At 73.9% G+C, this 24,444-nt stretch carries 21 protein-coding genes; 11 read left to right on the forward strand and 10 right to left on the reverse strand.

Annotated features, from left to right (window positions below; all coding sequences use genetic code 11):
* Positions 1-555: 555 nt before the first annotated feature.
* The gene (locus IRQ30_RS10135) at positions 556-1,908 is read right to left on the reverse strand and encodes a cytochrome P450 (RefSeq protein WP_193612777.1); all 1,353 of its coding nucleotides are present in this window, start codon (positions 1,906-1,908) and stop codon (positions 556-558) included.
* Positions 1,909-1,972: 64 nt separating this feature from the next.
* Between IRQ30_RS10135 and IRQ30_RS10140 the strand changes: the two genes are divergently transcribed.
* On the forward strand, positions 1,973-2,611 hold the full coding sequence (locus IRQ30_RS10140) for a TetR/AcrR family transcriptional regulator (protein ID WP_193612778.1): 639 nt from the start codon (positions 1,973-1,975) through the stop codon (positions 2,609-2,611).
* Between the two features lie 9 nt (positions 2,612-2,620).
* On the opposite strand, the gene ppgK is transcribed toward IRQ30_RS10140, so the two are convergent.
* The 3 genes from ppgK to icmF form a co-directional block, all read right to left on the reverse strand.
* Complete coding sequence (ppgK, locus tag IRQ30_RS10145; protein WP_193612779.1) at positions 2,621-3,400, reverse strand: polyphosphate--glucose phosphotransferase; 780 nt, start codon at positions 3,398-3,400, stop codon at positions 2,621-2,623.
* Positions 3,401-3,461: 61 nt separating this feature from the next.
* Positions 3,462-4,169 carry a helical backbone metal receptor gene (locus IRQ30_RS10150; protein WP_193612780.1) on the reverse strand — a complete coding sequence of 236 codons (708 nt, stop codon included), beginning with the start codon at positions 4,167-4,169 and terminating at the stop codon, positions 3,462-3,464.
* A 49-nt stretch (positions 4,170-4,218) separates the two neighbouring features.
* Positions 4,219-7,449 carry a fused isobutyryl-CoA mutase/GTPase IcmF gene (icmF, locus tag IRQ30_RS10155; RefSeq protein WP_193612781.1) on the reverse strand — a complete coding sequence of 1,077 codons (3,231 nt, stop codon included), beginning with the start codon at positions 7,447-7,449 and terminating at the stop codon, positions 4,219-4,221.
* A gap of 143 nt (positions 7,450-7,592) precedes the next feature.
* Here icmF and IRQ30_RS10160 point away from each other — a divergent pair, with 143 nt between their 5' ends.
* Positions 7,593-10,781 (forward strand): response regulator, encoded by a 3,189-nt coding sequence (locus tag IRQ30_RS10160; protein WP_227467400.1) that lies wholly within the window; start codon positions 7,593-7,595, stop codon positions 10,779-10,781.
* An 83-nt stretch (positions 10,782-10,864) separates the two neighbouring features.
* Positions 10,865-11,848, forward strand: coding sequence for an aldo/keto reductase (locus tag IRQ30_RS10165; RefSeq protein ID WP_193612783.1), 984 nt, complete (start codon positions 10,865-10,867; stop codon positions 11,846-11,848).
* Here IRQ30_RS10165 and IRQ30_RS10170 read toward each other — a convergent pair.
* The gene (locus tag IRQ30_RS10170; protein ID WP_193612784.1) at positions 11,833-13,404 is read right to left on the reverse strand and encodes an adenylate/guanylate cyclase domain-containing protein; all 1,572 of its coding nucleotides are present in this window, start codon (positions 13,402-13,404) and stop codon (positions 11,833-11,835) included. The genes IRQ30_RS10165 and IRQ30_RS10170 overlap by 16 nt on opposite strands.
* 95 nt (positions 13,405-13,499) lie before the next feature.
* Between IRQ30_RS10170 and IRQ30_RS10175 the strand changes: the two genes are divergently transcribed.
* Complete coding sequence (locus IRQ30_RS10175; RefSeq protein WP_227467379.1) at positions 13,500-14,243, forward strand: lytic murein transglycosylase; 744 nt, start codon at positions 13,500-13,502, stop codon at positions 14,241-14,243.
* A 19-nt stretch (positions 14,244-14,262) separates the two neighbouring features.
* Here IRQ30_RS10175 and IRQ30_RS10180 read toward each other — a convergent pair whose 3' ends face one another.
* Positions 14,263-15,168 carry a sulfite exporter TauE/SafE family protein gene (locus IRQ30_RS10180; protein ID WP_193612785.1) on the reverse strand — a complete coding sequence of 302 codons (906 nt, stop codon included), beginning with the start codon at positions 15,166-15,168 and terminating at the stop codon, positions 14,263-14,265.
* 284 nt (positions 15,169-15,452) lie between these two features.
* Between IRQ30_RS10180 and IRQ30_RS10185 the strand changes: the two genes are divergently transcribed.
* The 4 genes from IRQ30_RS10185 (at position 15,453) to IRQ30_RS10200 (ending at position 18,692) form a co-directional block, all read left to right on the forward strand.
* Positions 15,453-16,514: a TerC/Alx family metal homeostasis membrane protein gene (locus tag IRQ30_RS10185; RefSeq protein ID WP_227467381.1), complete on the forward strand. Its 1,062-nt coding sequence runs from the start codon at positions 15,453-15,455 to the stop codon at positions 16,512-16,514.
* A gap of 52 nt (positions 16,515-16,566) precedes the next feature.
* A complete protein-coding gene (locus tag IRQ30_RS10190) occupies positions 16,567-17,076 on the forward strand; it encodes a nuclear transport factor 2 family protein (protein ID WP_338089650.1) in 510 nt (169 codons plus the stop codon).
* A gap of 80 nt (positions 17,077-17,156) precedes the next feature.
* Positions 17,157-17,645 (forward strand): PGPGW domain-containing protein, encoded by a 489-nt coding sequence (locus tag IRQ30_RS10195; RefSeq protein ID WP_193612786.1) that lies wholly within the window; start codon positions 17,157-17,159, stop codon positions 17,643-17,645.
* 45 nt (positions 17,646-17,690) lie between these two features.
* Positions 17,691-18,692: an alpha/beta hydrolase gene (locus IRQ30_RS10200; protein ID WP_193612787.1), complete on the forward strand. Its 1,002-nt coding sequence runs from the start codon at positions 17,691-17,693 to the stop codon at positions 18,690-18,692.
* Here IRQ30_RS10200 and IRQ30_RS10205 read toward each other — a convergent pair.
* The 3 genes from IRQ30_RS10205 to IRQ30_RS10215 are packed head-to-tail and all read right to left on the reverse strand — an operon-like array spanning position 18,682 to position 20,534.
* Positions 18,682-19,398, reverse strand: coding sequence for an FAD-binding oxidoreductase (locus IRQ30_RS10205; protein WP_338089651.1), 717 nt, complete (start codon positions 19,396-19,398; stop codon positions 18,682-18,684). The two genes, IRQ30_RS10200 and IRQ30_RS10205, sit on opposite strands and share 11 nt — an antisense overlap.
* Positions 19,395-20,006: a molybdopterin-dependent oxidoreductase gene (locus tag IRQ30_RS10210; protein WP_193607951.1), complete on the reverse strand. Its 612-nt coding sequence runs from the start codon at positions 20,004-20,006 to the stop codon at positions 19,395-19,397. Before IRQ30_RS10210 ends, IRQ30_RS10205 begins: the two co-directional genes overlap by 4 nt.
* 39 nt (positions 20,007-20,045) lie before the next feature.
* Entirely contained in the window at positions 20,046-20,534 is a 489-nt protein-coding gene (locus tag IRQ30_RS10215) for a cupin domain-containing protein (RefSeq protein WP_193612789.1), read from the reverse strand.
* 198 nt (positions 20,535-20,732) lie between these two features.
* Between IRQ30_RS10215 and IRQ30_RS10220 the strand changes: the two genes are divergently transcribed.
* Genes IRQ30_RS10220 through IRQ30_RS10230 form a run of 3 tightly spaced genes read left to right on the forward strand, consistent with a single transcriptional unit; the run spans position 20,733 to position 23,483 of the window.
* On the forward strand, positions 20,733-21,689 hold the full coding sequence (locus IRQ30_RS10220; RefSeq protein ID WP_193612790.1) for an ABC transporter ATP-binding protein: 957 nt from the start codon (positions 20,733-20,735) through the stop codon (positions 21,687-21,689).
* Positions 21,686-22,504, forward strand: a complete 819-nt coding sequence (locus IRQ30_RS10225; protein WP_193612791.1) for an ABC transporter permease — start codon at positions 21,686-21,688, stop codon at positions 22,502-22,504. Before IRQ30_RS10220 ends, IRQ30_RS10225 begins: the two co-directional genes overlap by 4 nt.
* A gap of 25 nt (positions 22,505-22,529) precedes the next feature.
* Positions 22,530-23,483 carry a pyridoxal-phosphate dependent enzyme gene (locus IRQ30_RS10230; RefSeq protein WP_193612792.1) on the forward strand — a complete coding sequence of 318 codons (954 nt, stop codon included), beginning with the start codon at positions 22,530-22,532 and terminating at the stop codon, positions 23,481-23,483.
* On the opposite strand, the gene IRQ30_RS10235 is transcribed toward IRQ30_RS10230, so the two are convergent.
* Positions 23,480-24,415: an NAD-dependent epimerase/dehydratase family protein gene (locus IRQ30_RS10235; protein ID WP_193612793.1), complete on the reverse strand. Its 936-nt coding sequence runs from the start codon at positions 24,413-24,415 to the stop codon at positions 23,480-23,482. The genes IRQ30_RS10230 and IRQ30_RS10235 overlap by 4 nt on opposite strands.
* Positions 24,416-24,444: the final 29 nt, after the last annotated feature.

Consider the following 24,444-nt stretch of genomic DNA (forward strand, 5'->3'; position numbering starts at 1 on the left):
CCGGTGGTCGAGCAGTGAGGAGCGCCAGCGACGAGCGCCCGTCGAGACCCCGTGAGTCGAACGCCGACCCCACGGTGGTTGAGGTGCGAGCGCCAGCGAGCCTCGAAACCAATGCTCCGGTGGTCGAGCAGCGAGGAGCGCCAGCGACGAGCGCCCGTCGAGACCCCTGCACCTCTGACTGCCTTCGGGGACGGACTGGGGTGCCGCGCGCGTAGCCGGTCGCGTCTCCGCGTCAAGGATCGCCTTCGGCGCCCGCTTCGCGGCGGCTTCGCCGTCCTTGACCCGGAGCCTCTCTCGACCGGCTTGGCGGCGCACGGGGCGAGACGGGCTTCGCCCGCGCCGCCCGCGCAATGCGCGGCACCCCCTGCTGAGGCGCATGTGACTGGTGTTGCGGCAACCGACACTCAGCGTCGGCAGTTGGTCACCAGCTCGGCCCGGCCAAGCGTGAAGCACTCCGCCCGGGGCTCGAACTGCCGACGTAGGTGATCGATAGGCAGGGCCCGGGCTGCTAGCGCGCGGGCCAACCCCAGCCCCGCGCCACCTTCGCCTGAGGGCCTACGTGAGCGACGCCGGCAGTGTGCGGTAGCCGCGCAGGATCCGGGTGGGTCGCCGCTCCGCGCCGGGGCGGAGCCGCAGGTCGGGGTGGCGCTCGTGGAGCCGTTGCAGGGCCACGCGCCCCTCCATCCGGGCGAGCGCGGCGCCGAGGCAGTAGTGGCGCCCGGCGGAGAACGACACGTGCTCGTGCGCCTCGGGGCGGGCGATGTCGAAGCGGTGCGGGTCGGCGAAGACGTCGGGGTCACGGTTCGCGCCGGCGAGCAGCACGGTGACGACCGCGCCGCGCGGCACCGGCACGGAGGCGACGGAGGTGTCCCGCACGACCGTGCGGCCGGTGAGCAGGACCGGCGGGTCGTAGCGCAGGACCTCCTCGACGACGCCGCCCCACCGCTGCTCGTCGGCCAGCGCGAGGGCGCGTTGGTCGCGGTGCTGGGCCAGGAGTGCGATCCCGTTGCCGATCAGGTTGACGGTGGTCTCGAAGCCGGCGGCGAGGACCAGACCCGCGGTGTTCTTCAGCTCCGCGTCGGTGAGCGGGGCTCCGTCGTCGTCGGTCGCGACCGCCAGCTGGCTGAGCAGGTCCTCGCCGGGCTGGAGTCGCGCCCGGGCGAGGTGCTGGGTGAGCCAGGCGTCGAAGTCGCGCAGGCTGTGCTCGACTCGGGCGAGCTCGGTGACGCCGAGGCCGACGTCCAGGCTGGGAGCAGCGCCGGCGCCGAAGGCGCGGACCAGCTCGGTCTCGCTCTCGGGCACGCCCAGGATCTCGCAGATCACCAGGACCGGCAGCCGGGCGCAGTACCGCTCGACCAGGTCGACCGGCTCGCCCCGGGGCAGCTCGTCGAGCAGCTGGTCGGCGATCTGCTCGGTGCGGGCCTCCAGGCGCTGGACCGCCCGCGCCGTGAAGACGCGGGTCACCAGGCGTCGCAGCCGGGTGTGGTCGGGCGGCTCGATGGCGAGCAGCGAGGGTGGCTTGATCGGGCTCATGGGGGCGGTGGCCTGGGCCCAGTCGCTCATCCGGCCCAGCCGTCCCCGGCCGCGCAGCTCGACGCCGGCGCGGACGTCGGGGCTGGCCAGGACCTCCTTCACCGTCGCGTGGTGGGCGGTGACGAACGACAGCCGGGAGCGGTGGAGCGGGCCTCCGGCGCGGATCTCGTCGAAGAGCTCCACCGGGGTCTCGGACCCCGTCGAGCGGACCAGCGCCGCCGCGTGCAGGTCGCCGCCCCGCGCCTGCATCCGGATGGCCGTCCACGGCACGGCGTGCCCGAGTCCCCAGCGCGTGGCGAACCGCGCGCCGCGTCCGAGCCGTCCGACCCCGTCCGGGCTCGGCTCCGTCCGTGCCGGGGTGGTGGTGCCGGTCATGGCGTCCTCTCCCTCCCCGCTCGATACCGAGCGGTATCCAATACCGTGAAGTATCCTGGGCCGTATGTCAACGACGGGTGAGCGGCTCCGGACCCGACGTCCGACCCGGTCCGAGGTGCGCTCGACGCTGCTGAGCGCCGCCGCCCGGGTCTTCGGGCGACGGGGCATCGACGGCGCGAGCGTGGACGACGTCGCGGCCGAGGCCGGCTACACCAAGGGCGCCGTCTACTCGAACTTCGGCAACAAGGACGGCCTGGTGGCCGCCCTGGTCGAGGACCGCACGGCGGCGTACCTCTCGCTCGGGCTGACCACCGCCGCCGGGACCGAGGGCTCGCTGTCGGAGATCGCCCGCGCGCTCGGCGACCGGCTCGACGACGCGAGCGAGGAGGAGCGCGACTGGCACCTGCTCTTCGTGGAGCTGTGGCAGCGCGCGGTGCGCGAGGACCCGGCCGCGCAGGGCTTCCAGGAGCGCCGCACGGCCATGTGCGAGGCGATCGCCGACGCCGTGCGCCACCACGCGACCGCGAGCGGGTCGGAGCTGACCATCCCCGCCGAGCACGTCGCGGTTGCGATCATGGCCCTGGCCAACGGCATGGCGATGGAGCGCCTGATCGCGCCCCACGAGGCGCCCGACGGACTGACCGGTCAGGTGCTGGCCGGGCTCGCCGACGCGTTCACGCGCCCCGCCGACCCACGGGCCTGACTCTGTCGATCAGCTGACGTAGAGGGCGGCGCCGATGATGCCGGCCTTGTTGCGCAGCTTGGCCGGCACGATCGGGGTGTCGATCCCGATCAGCGGCAGGAAGCTGTCGGCGTGCTTGCTGACGCCGCCGCCGACCACGATCAGGTCGGGGGAGAACAGCCGCTCGACCGTGCGGTAGTAGCGGGTGAGCCGCTCGGCCCACTCCTCCCACGTCAGGTCCTCGCGCTCGCGCGCGCTGTTGGCCGCCCGCGCCTCGGCGTTGGCGCCGTCGACCTCGAGGTGGCCGAGCTCGGAGTTGGGGACCAGCACCCCGTCGTGGACGAACGCGCTGCCGATGCCCGTGCCCAGGGTGGTGACGATGACCAGCCCCGACTGCCCGCGCGCCGCGCCGAAGCGCACCTCGGCCAGGCCGGCGGCGTCCGCGTCGTTGACGGTGCGCACGGTGCGGCCGGTCGCCCGGCTGAACAGCGCGTCGGCGTCGGTGCCGATCCACGACTCGTCGATGTTGGCGGCACTGCCGACCACGCCGTGCCGTACGACGCCGGGCACCGTGACGCCCACGGGACCCTCCGCCTCCGGGAGCTGCGCCAGCAGGTCGACGAGCACCTCGGCCACACGCTCGGGCGTCGAGGGCTGCGGGGTCGGGATCCGGACCCGGTCGGCGGCGAGCTTCCCGGCCGCGAGGTCGACCGGCGCGCCCTTGATGCCCGAGCCGCCGAAGTCGACGCCGACGGGCGTCGCCCCCCGACCGTCTCGTCGCGTCGGCAGGTGCAGGCGTGGCAGGTGCATGGGTCCTCGAGAGGTAGGTCAGGCGGGGTCGGCCCAGGATCGCGGGGCGGCCGCGCGCGGGTCAAGCCGGCGTGAGCGCCGCGTGCGCCTCGACGAGGGAGGGGCCGTACCAGGTGATGAGCCGGCCGCTGACGAGCCGGGTCGGGGTCCGGGTGAAGGCCTCGGGGCCGTCGGCGTCGGTGAAGACGTACGGCTCGTCCGGCAGCAGCACGACGTCGGCGCCGGCGGCGTCGATCTCGGCGGCCTCGACCTTGGGGTAGCGGTCGGCGTGGTCGGCGAAGACGTTGGCCAGGCCGGCGCGACGCAGCAGGTCGCCGGTGAACGTCGACCGGCCCACGACCATCCACGGGTCGCGCCACACCGGCACGGCACAGCTGCCGGTCGCCGGCGGCACCGGCCCGCACCACAGCTCGCGCGCCTGCGCCAGCCAGTCCGGACGGGGCCACTCCAGGACGTCGTCGAAGAGCTCGTCGTAGGCCGCCACGGCGTCGGGCACGGTCTCGATGACCGTCACGTGCACGCGCACGCCGGCGTCGCGCAGCCTGCGCACGTCGAGCTCGCGGTTCTCCTCCTTGTTGACGACCACCACGTCCGGCTCGAGCGCGCGGATCGCGGCCAGGTCGGGGTTCTTGGTGCCGCGCACCCGGGTCACGTCGAGGCCGGCGGGGTGCGTGCACCAGTCGGTCGCCCCCACCAGTGCTTCCGGCCGTGCCTGCGCCAGCGCCTCGGTGATCGAGGGGACGAGGGACACCACGCGTTGTGCGGTCATCTCTCAATTCTCACTGGTGTCGAGACGCCGGGCTCCGCCGTGCCCGCGCTCAGACGTTCCTCCGGTACTGGCCGCCGACCTCGAAGAACGCCTCGGTGACCTGGCCGAGCGAGCAGACGCGGGCGGCGTCCATGAGGACGGCGAAGACGTTCTCGCCGGAGACCGCGGCCTCGCGGAGGCGGGCGATCGCGGCGGCCGACTCGTCGGTGTGCGACGCCTGGAAGGCGCGGACGCGGTTGAGCTGCGACTCCTTCTCGTCGTCGGTGGCGCGGGCCAGCTCGATCTCCTGCGGGGCGGCGCCGGTGTCGGCCTTGCGGAAGGTGTTGACGCCGATGATCGGCAGCGAGCCGTCGTGCTTGCGGTGCTCGTAGAGCATCGACTCGTCCTGGATGCGGCCGCGCTGGTAGCCGGTCTCCATGGCGCCGAGGACGCCGCCGCGCTCGTTGATGGCGTCGAACTCCGCCAGGACCGCCGCCTCGACGAGGTCGGTGAGCTCGTCGATGACGAACGAGCCCTGCAGCGGGTTCTCGTTCATCGCCAGGCCCCACTCGCGGTTGATGATCAGCTGGATCGCGAGCGCGCGGCGCACGGAGTCCTCCGACGGGGTCGTGACGGCCTCGTCGTAGGCGTTGGTGTGCAGGGAGTTGGCGTTGTCGTAGATCGCGATCAGCGCCTGCAGCGTGGTGCGGATGTCGTTGAAGTCCATCTCCTGCGCGTGCAGGGAGCGGCCGCTCGTCTGCACGTGGTACTTGAGCTTCTGCGAGCGCTCGTTGGCGCCGTAGCGCTCCTTCATCGCGACCGCCCAGATGCGGCGGGCGACGCGCCCGATCACGGAGTACTCCGGGTCCATGCCGTTGGAGAAGAAGAACGACAGGTTGGGCGCGAAGTCGTCGATGTCCATGCCGCGCGCGAGGTAGGCCTCGACGTAGGTGAAGCCGTTGGCGAGGGTGAACGCCAGCTGGCTGATGGGGTTCGCCCCGGCCTCGGCGATGTGGTAGCCGGAGATCGACACCGAGTAGAAGTTGCGCACCTGGTGCTGGATGAACCACTCCTGGATGTCGGCCATCATCCGCAGCGAGAACTCCGTGGAGAACAGGCAGGTGTTCTGGCCCTGGTCCTCCTTGAGGATGTCGGCCTGCACCGTGCCGCGCACGCTGGCGACGGCGTGCGCCGCGAGCATGGCGCGCTCCTCCTCCGACGGCTCGCGATCCCCCTTCGCCCGGAAGGCGTCGACCTGCTGGTCGATGACGGTGTTGAGGAAGAACGCCAGCACGGTGGGCGCGGGGCCGTTGATCGTCATCGACACCGAGGTCGACGGCGCGACCAGGTCGAAGCCGTCGTAGAGCACCTTCATGTCGTCGAGCGTCGCCACCGAGACGCCGGAGGTGCCGACCTTGCCGTAGACGTCGGGGCGCGGGTCGGGGTCGCGGCCGTAGAGGGTCACGGAGTCGAACGCCGTCGAGAGCCGCTTGGCGTCGCCGTCGGCCGACAGGATCTTGAACCGGCGGTTGGTGCGCGCGGGGTCGCCCTCGCCGGCGAACATCCGGGCGGGGTCCTCGCCGTCGCGCTTGAACGGGAAGACGCCGGAGGTGAACGGGAAGTAGCCCGGGAGGTTCTCGCCGCGCCAGAAGCGCACCAGCTCGCCGTGGTCGGTGAACCGCGGCAGCGAGACGCGCGGGATCTTGTTGCCGCTCAGCGACTCGCGCGTCAGCCGGGTGGTGATCTCGCGGTCGCGCACGCGGGTCACCTGCTCGTCGCCGGAGTACGACGCCACGACGTCCGGCCAGCGTTCGAGCTGCTCGGCGACCTCGTGGGGCAGGTCCTTGCGCGCCTGCTCCAGCAGCGAGGGGACGCCGCCGGCGTCCAGGCCGTCACCGGCCGCCAGCTCGGCCGCCACCAGCTCCAGGCGCTGCACCCGCCGCGCCGCCTCGGCGAGCTCAGCCGTGCGGGCGTGGTAGCCGCGGACGGTCTCGGTGATCTCGGCGAGGTAGCGCACCCGCTCCGACGGCACGACCTGGCGGATGCCCGACGAGTGCTTGACGTCCACGGCCGGCAGCGCGCCCTCGGAGACGGTGAGGCCGCGGTCGGCCAGGAGGTCGCGCAGGTGCTGGTAGAGCGCGGTCACGCCGTCGTCGTTGAAGGTCGCCGCCGACGTGCCGAAGACCGGCATGTCGGCCGGCTGCTGCCCGAACGCCTCGCGGTTGCGCACCAGCTGGCGGCCCACGTCGCGCAGCGCGTCCTTGGCGCCGCGGCGCTCGAACTTGTTGATGGCCACGAGGTCGGCGAAGTCGAGCATGTCGATCTTCTCGAGCTGCGAGGCGGCGCCGAACTCCGGCGTCATGACGTACATCGAGGTGTCGACGAACGGCACGATCGCCGCGTCGCCCTGCCCGATGCCGGGCGTCTCGACCACGACCAGGTCGAAGCCGGCGCCCTTGATGACGTCGAGGACGTCGCTGAGGTGCTCGGGCAGCTCGTGGGCGCCGCGCGTCGCCAGGGAGCGGAAGAACACCCGGTCGCCGTCGAGGCTGTTCATCCGGATCCGGTCGCCGAGCAGGGCGCCGCCGCCGCGGCGGCGCGTCGGGTCGACGGCCAGCACGGCGATGCGCAGCTTGTCCTGCTGGTCGAGCCGGAAGCGGCGCACGACCTCGTCGGTCAGCGACGACTTGCCCGAGCCGCCGGTGCCGGTGATGCCCAGGACCGGCACGGCGTGGCGGGCGCCCGCGGCGCGCAGCTGGTCCAGCACGTCGGCGGGCAGCTGGCCGCGCTCGGCGGCGGTGATCGCGCGCGCGATCGCGAAGCGGTCGCCGCTGAGCACCTGCTCGGCGCTCACCTGGCGCCCGGCCCAGAGGTCGAAGTCGCAGTCCTGCACGACCTGGCTGATCATGCCGACCAGCCCGAGGCGCTGGCCGTCCTCGGGGGAGAAGATCGTGACGCCCGACTCGCGCAGGCGCGCGATCTCCTCGGGGACGATGACGCCGCCCCCGCCGCCGACGACCTTGACGTGGTCGGCGCCCTGGGCGCGCAGCGACTCGACGAGGTACTCGAAGTACTCCACGTGACCGCCCTGGTACGACGACACGGCGACGCCCTGCACGTCCTCCTCGATCGCCGCGTCGACGACCTCCTGGACCGAGCGGTTGTGGCCGAGGTGGACGACCTCCGCGCCCTGGCTCTGCAGGATCCGCCGCATGATGTTGATCGAGGCGTCGTGGCCGTCGAACAGCGCCGAGGCCGTGACCAGGCGCACGGGGTGGGTGGGGCGGTACAGGTCCGACATCGGTCCTCCGGGTGCTCACGACTGGGGCGTGCCACCAATATAGTAGGACGTCCTAGTAACTCGGTCATCCCGACCGGCAGCGGCCGGCGGGCGGCCCCCTTACAGTGGGCGCGAACAGCACGGACGAGGACGGGGTGAGAGCGATGCAGGACGGTCGGCCCGCGCCGCCCCCGGGGCTCCACGACTGGATCGTCCGCGCCCTGCCCGACGGGCTCTGGGTCGTCGACGAGGTGGGCACCACCGTCTACGTCAACGAGCGGATGGCGCAGATGCTGGGCGTGCCGCCCGACGAGGTCGCCGGCTACGACGTCGCCGAGGCGCTCGACGACGACGGCCTCGAGCTGCTGCAGCGCCACCGGCGCCGGCTGCGCGACCACGAGGACGTCGCCACCGAGGTGGAGTGCTGCGTGACCCGCACCGACGGCGAGGAGTTCTGGGCCCAGGTCCGGGTCACCCCGCTGCGCGACGACGACGGGACCCTGCGCGGCTGGCTGCACCGGGTCGGCGACCACACCGAGCAGCGCCGCGTGCTCGCCGAGTCGCAGCGGCGCGAGCACCAGCTCGCCGAGGCGCAGGAGATCGGCCGCATCGGCAGCTGGGACCTCGACCTGCTGACGCGCGAGGCCGAGTGGTCCGAGCAGACCTACCACCTGTGCGGGGTCGACCCCGAGACCTTCCACGCGACGCCGGAGTCGTTCTTCGAGCTCCTGCACCCCGACGACCGTCCCCTGGCGGTCGCCGCCTTCGAGCGGATGTTGGCCGGCAGCGACACCCTGGAGTTCGAGGCGCGGGTCGCCGTCGAGGGCGGCCAGGCCCGCTGGGTCCACGCCCAGGGCGTCGTCACCCGCGACCGCGACGGCACGCCGCTGCGCATGGGCGGCACCCTCCAGGACGTCACCGCCGCCAAGGAGAACGAGCTCGGGCTGGGCTTCCTGACCGCCATGGCCTCGGCCGCCAACGACGCCCGCACGCTGGAGGAGGTGCTCAACGCCGCCGAGCAGCACGTCATGCCCTACGCCCAGTGGCCCGCCGTGCTGGTGGCCGCGCCGTACCTCGAGGACGGCGGGCTGTGGTTCATCGACGTGGCGTGGGACAAGCACCCCGACGACGTACGGCGGTCGGCGCGCGACCTCGCCACCCGCGCGGCCGAGGCCCAGCGCACCCTGGTGGAGGTGGGTCCCGGCGGCACGGCCCTGGTGGCCGGACCGGTCGTCTACGGCGGCCGGCTGGCTGCGGTCATCGTGTCGGACTCCCTCGACCCGGTCGCCCCGCGCGCCTCGGACCTCGCCGTCTTCAACCAGATGCTCGGCTTCCTGGCGCGGGTCGCGGAGCGGGAGTGGGCGGCCGAGGAGCTCGCCGCCGCCCGGGACGAGGCGCTGAGCGCCTCGCGCGCGAAGTCCGACTTCCTGGCCACGATGAGCCACGAGATCCGCACCCCGCTCAACGGCGTCATCGGGCTCAGCGAGCTCCTGCGCCGCACCGAGCTGACCTCGCACCAGCAGCGCCTGGCCGCCGGCGTCGACCAGGCCGGACGCACCCTGCTGGCGCTGGTCAACGACATCCTCGACCTGTCGAAGATCGAGGCCGGCCACCTCGACCTCGAGGAGGTCGACTTCGACCCGCGCGAGGTCCTCGAGCAGAGCGTCGGGCTGGTCGCCGAGAAGGCGCGCGAGAAGGGCCTGGAGCTCGTCGTGGCGGGCGCGCCCGACCTGCCGCGGCTCGTGCGCGGCGACCCGGTCCGGCTCGGCCAGGTGGTCACCAACCTCGCGGCCAACGCGGTGAAGTTCACCTCCGAGGGCGAGGTGGTGGTGCGCACGACCGGACGGGTCGGCGAGCACGGTCCCGTGCTGCGCGTCGAGGTCACCGACACCGGCGTGGGCGTGGAGGAGTCGGCGCAGGCGCGGCTGTTCGACGCGTTCAGCCAGGCCGACAGCTCGACCACCCGTGAGTACGGCGGCACCGGGCTGGGGCTGGCGATCAGCAGGCGCATCGTGTCCGCGATGGGCGGCGACATCGGGGTGGAGAGCCGGCTCGGGGTCGGGAGCACCTTCTGGTTCACCGCGTCCTTCGAGACCCCGCTGAGCGCGGGGCCGCGACGCGACGCGTCGCGCGAGGACTCGGTGGCCGGCCTGCGGGTGCTGGTCGTTGACGACAACGAGACCAACCGCACCAGCCTGGCCGAGCAGCTGGCCGTCTGGCGCGTCGACGTGACGGCCACGGAGTCGGCCTACGAGGCGCTGGTGCAGCTCGACGCGTCGGTCCGCACCGGCACGCCGTACGACGTGGTGCTGCTCGACCACCTGATGCCCGGGGTCGACGGCGAGCAGCTGGCCCGGATCCTGCGGGCCGAGAAGCGCCACGACCAGACCCGCCTGGTGCTGCTGTCCGCGGCCGAGGAGCCGACGGCGGAGTGGCTGACCGACGTGGGCGTCGACCTGTTCGTGAGCAAGCCGGTGCTGCCGACGAGGCTGCTCGACGTGCTGGCCACGTTGGGCGGACGGATGGACCCGGCGGCGGTGACGGCCGCGGGACCGGCGACGGCGACGGCCGGGGCGACCGGGCGCGGCCGGGTGCTGGTCGTGGAGGACAACAACGTCAACCAGCTCGTCGCCGAGGGGGTGCTGCGACGGCTCGGCTACGACGTGGTGCTCGCCGACAACGGCGCTGCCGGCGTGGCGGCGCTGGCCGACGCCCCCGACGGGTTCGACGTGATCCTGATGGACTGCCAGATGCCGGTGATGGACGGCTTCGACGCCACCCGCGCGATCCGGGCGATGCAGCGCGGCAGCGGCGTGCGTACGCCGGTGGTCGCCATGACGGCCGCGGCGATCGCCGACGAGCGGGAGCGCTGCCTGGCCGCCGGGATGGACGACTTCCTCTCCAAGCCGGTCGACGTCGACCTGCTGGAGGCCACGCTGGCGCGCTGGGTGCCCGAGCGCCCGGCCCCGGTCGCCCCTGCCCCCGAGCCGGTGGAGCCCGAGGACTCGCCGGCCGCCCGCCGGTTGCGCGAGCTCATCGACCGCGACGGCATCCCCCGCGAGCTGGTGGCGCGGATGATCGAGCGCTTCGTGCCCACGGCGACCGCCACCGCCGAGCGGCTGCGTGAGGCCGCCGCCGCCGGCGACCCCGCCGCTGTCGCGCGCGAGGCGCACGCGCTGCGCGGCAGCGCCGCCACCCTCGGCCTGCTCGCCCTGGCCGGGCTGTGCGAGGAGGTCGAGCGCCGCGGCCTCGCCGGCGAGCTCCCCACCGACGCCCACCTCCCCGACCTCACGCTCGCCCTCGACCGCGCCGCCGACGAGCTCGCCGACTTCGCCAGCCGCGGCCTCGCCTGAGCCCGTCCGCGCTCGGCGAGTCCAACTGCATCCGCGACCACCACCCGACCGCCGACCACCAGGCGCCGCCTAGGGTCGGGGGCATGGAACAGCGCACCCTCGGACGCACCGGCCGACTCGTCTCCGTCGTCGGCCTCGGCACGTGGCAGCTCGGCGCCGACTGGGGCGACGTCTCGGAGAGCGACGCCCGGGCGGTCCTGGAGACCGCCGCCGAGGAGGGCGTGACGTTCTTCGACACCGCCGACGTCTACGGCGACGGCCGCAGCGAGCAGATCGTCGGGCGCTTCCTGGCCGACCACGCCGACGCCGGCTTCACGGTCGCGACCAAGATGGGCCGCCGCGCCGAGCAGCTCCCGGAGAGCTACACGCCCGACAACTTCCGCGCCTGGGTCGACCGGTCGCGCCGCAACCTCGGCGTCGACACCCTCGACCTCGTACAGCTGCACTGCCCGCCCTCGGCGGTGATCGACGACGACGCGACGTACGACGCGCTCGACGCCCTGGTCGCCGACGGCTCCCTGGCGGCGTACGGCGTGAGCGTCGAGACCGCCGCCCAGGCGCTGAGCGCGATCGCGCGCCCGGGCGTCGCGTCGGTGCAGATCATCCTCAACGCCTTCCGCCTCAAGCCGCTCGACGAGGTGCTGCCCGCGGCCGAGGCGGCCGGCGTCGGCATCATCGCGCGCGTCCCGTTGGCCTCGGGCCTGCTCTCGGGCCGCTACGACGCCGGCACGACGTTCGCCGCCGACGACCACCGCACCTACAACCGCGACGGCAGCGCCTTCGACATCGGCGAGACCTTCTCCGGCGTCGACTTCGAGACCGGGGTCGCCGCGGCGCAGGAGTTCGCGGCGCTGGTGCCCGAGGGCCTCACGCCGGCCCAGGCCGCGATCGCCTGGGTCTGGCAGCAGCCGGGCGTCTCCACGGTCATCCCGGGTGCCCGCAACGTCGAGCAGTCGCGCTCCAACGCCGCCGCCGGTCAGGCCGCTCCGCTCGGCGAGGACGTCGAGGAGGGCGTGCACCGCATCTACGACCAGCGCTTCCGCGCCGCCGTTCACGAGCGCTGGTAGGGCACCGCCAGCTCGGTCGGCGCGCCGCGGCCGCGCAGCGTGACGCTGTCGTGGCGCACCCACGCCGCGGCGTCGCCGTCGCCTGACCGCTGCGCCGACTCCACCGTGTGCCACGCGGCGAGCAGCCGCCCGTCGACGTCCTTGGCGAGGTCGGTGATGCGGGCCGCGGAGTTCACCGCGTCGCCGATGACGGTGTACTCGAAGCGCTCCTGGTGGCCGACGTTGCCCGCGACGACCTCGCCCGTGGCGACGCCGATGCCGGCGCCGATCTCGGGCACCTCCGCGGCCAGCCGCTCCGCCATCGTCCGCGCGGCGGCCAGCGCCGCGCCGGCGTGGTCGTCGAGCTCGACCGGCGCCCCGAAGATCGCGAGCACGGCGTCACCCATGAACTTGTTGACCAGCCCGCCGTGCCGGTCGACCTCGTCGACGACGACGGCGAAGAACCGGTTGAGCACCTGCACGACCTCGGTGGCCGAGTGCGCCTCGGCGTACGTCGTGGAGCCGACGAGGTCGACGAACACCACCGAGACCACGCGGGTCTCGCCGCCCAGCTCGACCTCGCCGTCGGCCGCGAGCTGCGCGACGTCGCGTCCCACGTGGCGGCCGAAGAGGTCGCGCAGGTGCTCGCGCTCGCGCAGCCCGCTCACCATCTGGTTGAAGCCCGACTGCAGCAGCCCGAGCTCGGTGCCGTCGTAGACCGGGACCTCTCGGTCGAGGTCGCCGTGCTCGACGTCGAGGAGCGCGTCGCGCACGGACAGGATCGGGGCGACGACCGAGCGGGCGTTGAGCACGGTGAGCAGGAAGCCGAAGACCAGGATCACGCCCGCCAGGACCAGCGCCGTCACGGCCAGCCGGACCAGCGAGGTGTCGTCGTCGGTGAGCGCCACGATCGCCGCGACGAGCAGGCCCACGACCGGTGCGCCCGTGCCCAGCCACCAGAAGAGCACCATCCGACCGCCCACGCCGGCGCCGCGCGGCCGGCGGCTGACCGCCTCGCCGGCCAGCGCCCGCGCGGCCAGCGGGCGCAGCGTGAACTCCGTCAGCAGGTGCGCCACCCCGCACGACACCAGCCCGGCGATGCCCACCGTCAGTCCGGTGCTCAGCGCGCGGCTGGGCTGCAGGACGACGGCGAGCAGCGTGAACAGCGCGGTGGCCACCAGCCACATCCCCGCCTGCATGAGCGTCAGCCGCAGCGGCACGCGCAGCGCCGTACGGCGGTCGGCGTCGTCGGGGGCGGCGCCCGTGGTGGCCCAGCGCAGTGCCCGCAGCGTGGTGGTCGTGCCCACGGCCGCGCCCACCACGACCGCGGCGGCGACGTAGACGGGCACGGCGATGGCCAGTGACAGCACGGTCGCGGCCGTGGGCCGAGGGGCGGGCACCACGAAGTAGGAGATGACGAAGACCAGCACCGCGCCCACGACGTTGGTGGTGACCAGGAGTGCGGTCAGCAGGACCTGGACGCGGATCCGCAGCGCCCGGGCCGACTGGTCGGCGGCGCCCAGCAGGCGCGAGCCGAACGGGTTGCGGCGGCGCACGTCGGTACGGCGCTGCCCCATGGGCGCGAGCCTAGTGCCGCAGTGTCGCCAGGGGCCGCCAGGTGCGGGCCACGATGTCGTGGCGCGTGGGGCGGCATCGCATACTGGGGACCGTCATGACCGGCTCCCCCCTGCGCAGCGCTGTGCTCCTCCTCGCGGCGCTGGCCGTCATCGGCGGGGTCGGCTTCGTGCTCCAGCAGTCGCTCTACGGCGGTCGCGAGCCGCTCGACCTGACGCCGGGCGCCGTACCCGCCGCGGCTCCGCCGCCGGCCACCGCGGCCGCCGCCCCGGCGAGCACCGTGCCCACCATCGACGCCGCCTGGGTGAGCACGACGGCCGCGCGCGCCGGCATCCCCGAGCGGGCGGTGCTCGCCTACGCCCGCGCGACGGTGCAGGCCGACGCCGACTGCGGGATCGGCTGGACCACGCTGGCCGGGATCGGCTGGGTCGAGTCGCAGCACGGCACGATCGGCGGGCGCACGCTCCGCGACGACGGCACGTCGTCGCGACGGATCCTGGGGCCGGCGCTCGACGGCGTCGGCGACGTCGCGGCGATCCCAGCGACGGCCGACTCCACGCGCTGGCACGGCGACCCGCGGTGGGACCACGCCGTGGGGCAGCTGCAGTTCATCCCGTCGACCTGGGACACCTGGGCCTCCGACGGCGACGGCGACGGCCGCGCCAACCCCAACGACATCGACGACGCGGCCTACGCCGCGGCGCGCTACCTGTGCCACGACGGCCGCGACCTCACCACCGGCTCGGGCTGGGCCGGCGGGATCTTCTCCTACAACCACGCCCAGTCCTACGTCGACGCGGTCTACGCCGCGGCCACGTCGTACGCCTCCCGCACCAGCTGAGGGCCGACGACGGCCGCTGTCAGGCGGGGGCCGGCTCCGTCTCGCGCTCGGCGGCGCGCTCGAGGGCCCGGGTGAGGCGCTCCTGGCGGACGGCCCAGACGATGCCGGTCACCCACAGGACCGCGAGCACGGCGGCGACGGCGATGACCGTGCCCGTGCCGGCGCCGAGGGTCTCGGCGATGGTCTTGGAGTTGGTCAGGACGATGAGGCCGCCGGCCGCGACGCCGAGCACCCGCGCGGCGAGCTTCTTGACCAGCCACGCCGCGACCGGCGCGGCGACGACGCCGCCGGCGAGCAGGGCGAGCGCGTAGCTCCAGGGGATGTCCTCGGAGGCGAGGGCCAGCAGGAAGCCCAGCGAGCCGCCGACGGCGACCACGAACTCCGAGGTGTCGATCGAGCCGACGACCTTGCGGGGCTCGAGGCGGCCCGACGACAGCAGCGTCGTGGTGCCCACGGGGCCCCAGCCACCGCCGCCGATGGCGTCGAGCGCGCCGCCGACGAGCCCCATCGGCGCGAGCATGCGCGCGGACGGGCGGCTCTTGAAGGTGGGACGGCGGCCGCCGAGCACCAGGAAGCGCCAGATGACGTAGATGCCGAGGCTCAGCAGGATGCCGGCGACCCAGGGCTTGGCGACGTCGCCGTCCAGGCCCGCGAGGAACGTCGCGCCGGCGAAGGCGCCCACGAAGCCCGGGATGGCCAGGATCGAGACGGTGCGCCAGTCGACGTTGCCGAGCTTGTGGTGGGAGAAGCCGGAGACCAGCGAGGTCCCGATCTCGGAGAAGTGCACCGCGGCGGAGGCCGACGCGGGGGCCAGGCCGGCGGCCAGCAGGAGCGTCGACGACGTCACGCCGTAGGCCATCCCGAGGGAGCCGTCGATGAGCTGGGCGAGGAGTCCGACGAACCCCAGGACGATGAGCTTGCGCATGGTGGACCTTCCGGCTGTTCGGACCCTGCACCGGGCCCGACGTAGTCGACTGTGATCCACTAATGCAGTGGATTACTAAACATTATCCTCCAAGTGGTCGGCAGCGCAATCCTCCGGCGCGTCGCCGTCGCTCTTGGGTGCCGCCCGTAGCCTGTCCGCGAGGGGAGTACCTCGCCCAAGCACCGCCCGGTCAGTACGACGGCTCCGACGCCGTCTCGGGCGGTCGCCGGTCCCACGGGGCCGGTGAGGAAGACCTCAAGTGATCACCACTTGAGGAGACCTGCATGCTGTCGTCCGCCCTGCCGATGCCCACGCCGCTGGCGCTGGACACGATCGGCACCCCCGGCCTGTGGGCCGTCACCATCGCCGCCGTCGTGGTGCTGCTCGTCGTCGACTTCGTCGTGACCCGCCGCCCCCACGAGGTCTCCATGAAGGAGGCCGTCGCCTGGTCGGCGTTCTACGTCGCCCTGCCGCTCGCGTTCGGTGGCTACGTCTGGTCGCAGCACGGCAGCGAGCGCGGCGTGGAGTACTACACCGGCTACGTCGTGGAGAAGGCGCTCAGCGTCGACAACCTGTTCGTCTTCATGCTGCTGCTGGCGGCCTTCGCCGTACCGGCCGCGCTGCAGCAGCGGGTCCTGCTCTACGGCATCGTCGGCGCGCTGCTGATGCGCGGTGCGTTCATCGCGCTCGGCGCCGCCGCGCTCAGCGCCTTCGACTGGGTGTTCCTGGTGTTCGGCCTGGTGCTGCTCGCCACGGGCGTCAAGCTGCTCCGCGACGCCCTGAAGGGCCAGGACCACCAGGTCGACGTGTCCCAGCTGCGGGTCGTGCGCCTCGCCCGACGGCTGATGCCCGTCACCGACGAGTACGACGGTCCGAGGATGACCGTGCTGCGCGGGGGCCGTCGGGCGCTCACCCCGCTCGCCCTCGTCGTGGTGGCGGTCCTGGCGACCGACCTGGTGTTCGCGATCGACTCCGTGCCGGCGGTCTACGGCATCACCGGCGACCCCTACCTCGTCTTCGCCACCAACGCCTTCGCGCTGCTGGGCCTGCGGGCGCTCTACTTCGTCCTGCAGGGCGCGCTCGCCCGACTCGTGCACCTGGGCTTCGGGCTGGCGGCGATCCTGGGCTTCATCGGCGTCAAGCTCGCGCTCCACTGGGCCCACCTGACGTGGCCGGCCGTGCCGGACATCCCCACGCTCGCCTCGCTCGCCGTGATCCTGGCGATCCTCGTCGTCACCACGCTGACGTCGCTGGCGGCCTCCCGGCCCAGCGCGGCCAGTGCGGCCGGTGAGGACGCGGGCGACGAGGACCCGGAGCCGGTCGCGGACCCGGCGGGACGGCACTAGCCGGCTCGAGGCGACACTAGAACCTGTTCTTGTTCCTTGGTTGGATGGCCTCGTGAGCACCGACCGCACGGGCACCTTCTCCGCCGCCGAGATCACCGAGGCGTACGCCGCCATGCACGCCCGCGTGCAGGAGCACGCGCGCACCGGCGACTGGGACGACTTCGCGCTCAGCTTCACCGAGGACGCGGAGTACGTCGAGCACGCGTTCGGCACGTTCCGCGGCCGCGCGGCGATCCGCGAGTGGTCGGTGGCCACGATGACGTCGTTCCCCGGCGCGGCGATGACCGGCTTCCCGCTGGCCTGGCAGGTCGTCGACGTCCCGACCTCGCGGCTGCTCTGCGAGGTGCGCAACGTGATGCCCGACCCCGGCGACGGCTCGGTCCACGAGGCCTCCAACCTCACGATCATGACCTACGCCGGCGACGGGCTCTGGAGCCGCGAGGAGGACGTCTACAACCCCCTGCGCTTCCTGCGCATGGCCGTCCGCTGGGCCAGGGTGGCCGAGGCCCACGGCACCCTCTCCGACGAGGGCCGCGCCTACCTCGCCCGGTACGGCGGCTGACGGACCCGTCCCCCGGATCCGGGGGACGGGTCGGGGTCGTCCCGGATGCCGCGGTTGGCGGGGTCTGGGATGCTCGGGTCATGAATGCGGCGAAGCGTGTCGGGGTCGAAGCGGTCGGCTGGCTCCTCGTGGTCGCCGGGATCGCGGCGCTCATCCTCCCGGGCCCCGGCCTGCTCATGGTCTTCGGCGGGCTGGCGATCCTCTCCCAGCAGTACGAGTGGGCCGAGCGCCGCCTCGCGCCGATCAAGTTCCGCGCGCTCAAGGGCGCGGCCGAGAGCGTCGAGACGATCCCGCGGCTGGTCGTCTCGGTGTTCGGCGTGCTGGTCCTCTTCGCGGCCGGCGCCCTGTGGATCTGGCAGCCGCCCGCGCCGGAGTGGTGGCCGCTCAGCGACGCCTGGTGGCTGCCCGGCGGCGTCGCCACGGCTGTCACCCAGATCGCGTCCGGCTTCATCGCGCTCGCGCTCATCGTCTACAGCTACCGCCGCTTCCACGGCGACCCCGACGCCGTCGCCAAGCTCGAGGCCGACCTCGAGCAGGCCGACGCGGACGCCAGCTGGGGCGACGACTGACCCGCCCGAGCGCCGGGTCACCGGCACGCTGACACAATCGGTGTCATGAACGAGCCCAGGCTGCCTCCCGGCGTGCGTGCGATCGACCGCCTGATGAAGGCCAACAAGAGCTTCTCCGTCGAGCACATGGACGAGCGCGCCCTGCAGCGCGCCCAGACCCAGGTGATCCCCGACGCCGGTCTCGGCGCGCTGGTCGCCGGGATCTTCGTCGGGCGCCCGCGCGCCGGCGTCACCATCGCGACCAGCTCCTTCCCGGCGTCGCACGGCGACGTGCCGCTGCGGATCTACACGCCCGACGCGCCGGCGGGTCCGCGCCCGGTGGTCGTCAACTTCCACGGCGGCGGCTTCGCGCTCGGCAGCTCGCGCCAGGGCGACTGGATCTGCTCGCACGTCGCGGCCGACCTCGACGCCGTCGTGGTCTCCGTCGACTACCGGCTGGCGCCCACCCACCGCTTCCCGGCCGCCGTCGAGGACTGCTACGACGCGCTCGTGTGGACCGCCGGCCACGCCGACGAGCTCGGCGGCGACCCCGAGCGGCTCGGGCTCATGGGCGACAGCGCCGGCGGCAACCTCGCCGCCGTCGTCGCGATCATGGCCCGCGAGGCGGGCGGCCCCCGGGTGCTGCACCAGGCGCTGATCTACCCCGCGACCGACCTCACCGAGGGCCTGCGCGAGCACGAGTCGTACGTCGGCAACACCCGCGGCATCGTCCTGAGCAACGCCGACATGGAGATCTTCCGCAGCTTCTACCTCTCCGAGACCGACGACCCCTCCGACTGGCGGCTCTCGCCGCTGCACGCGACCGACCTCTCCGGGCTGCCCCCGGCCGTCGTCGTGGTGGCGGGGCTCGACCCGCTGCACGACGCCGGGGTGCGCTACGCCGAGGCGCTGGTCGCGGCGGGCGTGCACGCGCGCGTCGAGGACTTCCACGTCATGCCGCACGGCTTCCTGAGCTTCCCGCACTTCAGCCGCCACGCGAGGCCGGCGCTGGCCGCGATCGTCGCCTCCCAGCGCGAGGCGCTCGGGGCGCCGAGCGTCAGCCGGTAGCGCCGAACTGCTCGATGCGGATCGTGTCGGACCGGACGCCGATCTCGCCCAGCAGGCGGGTGGCGTACGACGCGAAGCCGACCGACCCGCACACGTAGGCCCGCTCGACGCCGTCGGCGAGCGCGGCGATCTCCTCCGGGTACGGCGGGGCGGCGACGCGGTCGCCGAGGTTCTCACGGGTCAGCGCCACGAACGCGCCCGCCTCGATCAGCTCGGCGGCGTAGGGCAGCTCGGCCAGGCTCCGGCCGACGGCGACCACGCGCAGCCGGTCGGTGAGTCCGTGGGCGCGTGCGTGACGCAGCATCGCCACGACCGGCACGACGCCGGTGCCGCCGACCACGCACAGCGCGGTCGCCTCGCCGGACCAGGTGAACCAGCCGCCGATCGGGCCGCGCAGCTCGAAGACGTCGCCGACGTCGGCGACGTCGTGCAGGTGGCCGGAGACCTCGCCGCCCGGCAGGCACTCGACCATCAGCTCCAGCAGCGGGTCGTCGGGCGAGGAGGCGACGGAGTAGGAGCGCTGGGCGGTGTAGCCGTCGGGTGCGCGCAGCCGCAGCACGTAGTGCTGACCGGGGAGGTGGTCGGTGCGGTCGGCGACGTCGAGGCGCAGCCGGACCAGGCGGTCGCCGAGTCGCTCCAGCTCGACGACGGTGCCCGTGGTCCAGTGCCCGACCGGCGCGGGCGCGGCCTCGGCCGGTGCGCTCACGGGTCGCCCTGGTAGCGCTGCTCCAGCCACGGGTCGCCACGGTCGTGGTAGCCGTTCTGCTCCCAGAACCCCGGCCGGTCTCGGGTCATCAGCTCCAGCCGGTCGACCCACTTGGCCGACTTCCAGAAGTACAGGTGCGGCACCAGCAGCCGCACGGGCCCGCCGTGCTCCGCGGCCAGCGGGCGACCGTCGTACTCCCAGACGAGCCAGGCCTTGCCGTCGGTCACGTCGGCGAGCGGGAGGTTGGTGGTGTAGCCGGTCGAGGAGTGCGCCATCACGTACGCCGCCTCGGGCTGCGGCCCCGCTAGCTCGAGCAGCGTGTCGACGCTGACGCCGGCGAACGTCGTGTCGAGCATCGACCAGGTCGTCACGCAGTGGATGTCGCCGAAGTAGGTCGAGCCCGGCAGCGCGTGCGCCTCGCGCCAGCTCCACGTGTGCGGACGCTCCACCGCGCCGTCGACCGTGATCGTCCAGTCCTCCGGCGCGATGCGCGGCTGCGCCTCGGCCGTGAGGACCGGCCAGTCGCGCCCGGTGTCGTACTGACCGGGGGGCAGCCGCTCCGGCCGTCCCCGCCTGCTGCCGCCGCCGAAGCCTCGTGTCACTGGCACGGGTCCAGCCTGCCACGGATCCACCGGACCCGTCGCAGGTCAGTCGGGGATGGCCGCGGGAGCGCCGGTGCGGAAGAGGGTGGAGATGTAGAGGACCACGGGGGTGGTGCCGCGGTTGGCGGCGTGGTGGGTCATGCGCGGCTGCTCGACGATCCAGTGCCCGGGGCGCAGGCGCGCGGTCTGCCCGGCCTTGACCCGACGAACGACGCGGGGCCGGTCCGAGGGTCCGGTGCGCACGACGGCCGAGGAGGTCTCGACGGTGTAGGTGAGGACGCCGGACTCGACGTACGCGATCTGCGTGCCGGGGTGGTGGTGGCTGGCCAGGCGGGCGCCGGGCATCACCGTCACCCGGTTGAGGCCGAGCGTGCGGTCGGGGGCGCCGCGAGGGGCGACGTCCTGGGCGAGCAGCTCGCGCACGACGACGACCGGCTCGGGGTCGTCGGCCGCGGCGCTCCAGCCCATCCCCACCCCGGAGGCGACGAGCGCGACGGCGGCAACGGGCACGAGCACGGTCTTCGCGAGGGTCATGCGTCGCAACCTAGCGCCGTACGCCGCCCCCGCGCGGCGGTTCGCGGCTTCCGTCAGGGCCGCCGCCGGACCCGGTCCGACCCCGGGCACCCCGAGAGCAGGACCGGGGTCGAGCCCGGGGTCGTCCCCGATGTGCGCGGCGGGGTCGAGCCAGCACGCTGAGGACATGACCTCCACGACCACCCGACGGGCGCGGTGATGATCCGCGCGCACGCGCTGACGAAGCGCTTCCCCGGCAAGGACGGCGACCGGGTCGCGGTCGACGGCATCGACTTCGTCGTCGAGCCCGGCCGGGTGACCGGCTTCCTCGGCCCCAACGGCGCCGGCAAGTCCACGACGATGCGGATGATCCTCGGCCTGGACGCGCCGACGTCCGGCACGGTGAGCGTCAACGGGCACCGCTACGCCGCCGCGCAGGCGCCGCTCCGCGAGATCGGCGCCCTCCTCGACGCGCACGCCATCCACCCCGGGAGGTCCGCGCGGGACCACCTGCGGTGGATGGCGGCGTCCAACGGCATCCCCACGACGCGGGTCGGCGAGGTGCTCGACCTGGTGGGCCTGGAGAGCGTCGCCGGGCAGCGCGCCGGGAGGTTCTCCCTCGGCATGGGCCAGCGCCTCGGGATCGCCGCCGCGATGCTGGGCGACCCGCCCGTGGTCGTGCTCGACGAGCCGGTCAACGGCCTCGACCCGGAGGGCATCCGCTGGGTGCGCACCTTCGCCCGGCAGCTGGCCGACGAGGGTCGCACGGTCTTCGTCTCCAGCCACCTGATGTCGGAGATGTCGCTGATGGCCGACCACCTGATCGTGATCGGGCGCGGCCGCATCCTGGCCGACTGCTCGATGGGCGACTTCATGACCGACCACGCCGCGTCGTACGTGCGGGTCAAGGCGCCCGCCCTCACCGAGGTCGGGCGGCTCCTGCAGTCGCGCGACGCCGAGGTCGAGATGGTCGCCTCGGCGACCGGGCAGGGCTCCGAGCTCCGGGTCACCGGTCTGGACGCGCCCGCCATCGGCGAGGCGGTGGCCGCGCGGGGCCTGGTCCTGCACGAGCTGACGCTGGTGCGCTCCTCGCTCGAGGACGCGTTCATGGCGCTCACCGCCGACAGCGTGGAGTTCCACGCCGGCAGCGCATCCCTCCAGGGATCGGCCCGATGACCGCCACGTCCGTGGAGCGCCCCTCCACCACGAGCCCCCGACCGTCGTCCGGGCCGGGCTTCGGCGCCGTGCTGCGCAGCGAGTGGCTCAAGCTGTCCACCGTCCGCTCCACCTGGTGGACCCTCGCCGCGACGTTCGTCCTCGGCGCCGGGCTGACCGTGCTGATCTGCTGGGGCAACGCCGAGTGGCTGGCCGGCGGCGACGCCGACGAGTCGCCGGGGTCGTTCATCACCTGGGGGATGATGTTCGCGCAGATCTCCGCGGCCATCCTGGGAGCGCTCGCGGTCACCACCGAGTACTCCACCGGCATGATCCGCAGCAGCCTCGCCGCCGTCCCCTCCCGCGGCCGCGTGCTCGCCGCCAAGTCGCTGGTCGTCACCACCGTGCTCTTCGTCGTGGGCACGCTCACCGCCCTGGCCGGGTACGCCGGCGGCAACTACTTCCTCGACCGGGAGGGCATCGGCATCGCGCTGGAGGGCGACATGCTCCGCGCGGTGGTCGGCGGCGGGCTGTTCGTGGCCGGGATCGGCCTGTTCAGCGTCGCGGTCGGCTTCCTGCTGCGCCACACCGCGGCCACCATCTCGGTGGTCCTGGCCCTGATGCTGATCCTGGGCAACATGGCCAACCTCGTGCCCGGCACGCTCGGCGAGTGGCTGGTCAAGCTGATGCCGGGCAACGCCGGCTCGGCGGTCTCCATGGTGGTGCCGTTCAACCCGATGCTGCTGGAGCCCTGGACCGGCTTCGCGGTCTTCGCATTCGAGACCGGCGCGCTCCTGGCCCTCGCGCACGTCCTGCTGCGCCGCCGCGACGCCTGACCGGGGAGCGTGGTACGACTCGGGCATGGCTGTGACCCCCCTCGACCTCGGCTCGTGGCGCACGCCCGTCGAGCCCGCCCCTCGTCTCGCCACCGCCCTGGGGCTCGCCCCGGACGACCTCCTGGTCAAGCGCGACGACCTGGTCGGGCCCGGCGGCGGCGGCAACAAGGTGCGCAAGCTCGAGTGGACCTGCGCCGAGGCCGTCGCGGCCGGCAGCGACACCCTGGTCACGACCGGCGCCGCGCAGAGCAACCACGCCCGCCTGACCGCCGCCGCCGGCGCCCGCCTCGGGCTGCGGGTCGTGCTGGTCCTGGCCGGTGACGCGCCTCGTGGGCCGCGGGGCAACCTGCTGCTCGACGCCCTCCTGGGCGCCGAGGTGGTCTGGGCCGGCGCGGTCGACGCCGACGGGCTGCGGGCCGCCGCGGAGCGCGTGGCCGGCGAGGTGGCCGCCGACGGCGCCCGCCCCCACGTCGTGCCGTTCGGCGGCTCGACGACCCTCAGCGTGCAGGGCTACGCCGCTGCGGGCCGCGAGCTGGCCGAGCAGGTGCCGGACCTGCGGCACGTGGCCGTGGCGCTCGGCTCGGGCGGCACGATGGCCGGGCTGGTCCAGGCGCTCGGAGCCGAGCGGGTCCTGGGCGTGCACTGCGGGGCGGTGCCCGACGCCCACGCCGCCGTGGCCCACCTGCTCGACGGCTCGGCCGGTCCCGATCCGGCGCTGCGGATCCGCACCGACCAGGTGGGCGCCGCCTACGACCGGCTAGCGGCGCCCGCGTGGGACGCCGTGCTGCTGGCCGCGCGCACGACCGGCCTGGTGCTCGAGCCGACGTACACCGGAAGGGCGCTGGCCGGTCTCGCCGCCGCCGTGCGCGAGGGCGAGATCGTGCCCGGCCAGCGCTGCGTGCTCCTGCACACCGGGGGGCTGCCGGGGCTCTTCGGCCACGCCGAGGCGGTCGCCCGGCTCGAGGAGGCCGCGGGCTAGCCCCGCAGTCCGTCCTCGATCTCGGCCAGCGCCTGCGCGAGGTCCACCCGCGGGGTCCAGCCCCAGGCGCGGGCGCGGTCGGCGACGTAGCGTCCGGTCCACACGTCGTGCTCGTCCCATACCGGCTCGACGCCCACGGCGCGGGTCGCGGTCTCGACGTAGTCGCGCTGGGTCGCGGACCCGGCCGCCACGTTGACGGCGGTGCAGCCGCCCTCGACCGGACCGGTCGCGGGGTCGTCGGTCGCCGCGACCGCGCCGGTGGCCACGTCGGCGGCGAAGGCGGCCAGGTCGTCGACGTGCACCCACGGGAACGTCTGGTGGGGCACGGCGTGGCGCGCCTGCTCCTGCTCGCGCATCGCGGCCGGTCGCAGCGAGTTCCACACCGACGTCTCGCCGGCGCCCAGGATGGCCGGCGGGCGCAGCAGCACGCGGGTCAGGCCCTCGACCCCGCCCAGGGCGAGGTCGGCGTCGCGCTTGGTCACGGGGTAGTCGCCGGCGTCGTCGGGCGCGAGCGGCGAGGACTCGTCGACGTCGCGGTCGCCCGGCGCCCGGTCGTAGACCGCGCCCGTGGAGACGTGGACCAGCCGGGCGACGCCCGCGTCGGCCGCGGTGCGGGCGATGGCGGTGGTGCCCTCGACGCCGACGCGATGCTGGGTCTCGCGGTCGCTGCTCATCGGGTGCACGGTCGTGACGACCGCGTCGGCGCCGCCGACCACCGTGGCCGCGAACGCCGGGTCGTCGAGCTCGCCGACCCACTCCTCGACGCCGGCCAGCGCCGGCGCCGCGCCGGACCGACGTACGACGGCGCGGACGGTCGCGCCGCGCTCGACCAGCGCCGCGCAGGTGCGGGCGCCGACGAGGCCGTTGGCCCCGGTCACGACGACCACGGGTGAGGATGAGTCAGGTGCCGGCGAGCCAGGGGTCTGCGTCATGCGCTCCACCCTGGCACGCGCGCTCAAGA

This window comes from Nocardioides lijunqiniae, from assembly GCF_015024225.1.
Classification (GTDB): domain Bacteria; phylum Actinomycetota; class Actinomycetes; order Propionibacteriales; family Nocardioidaceae; genus Nocardioides; species Nocardioides lijunqiniae.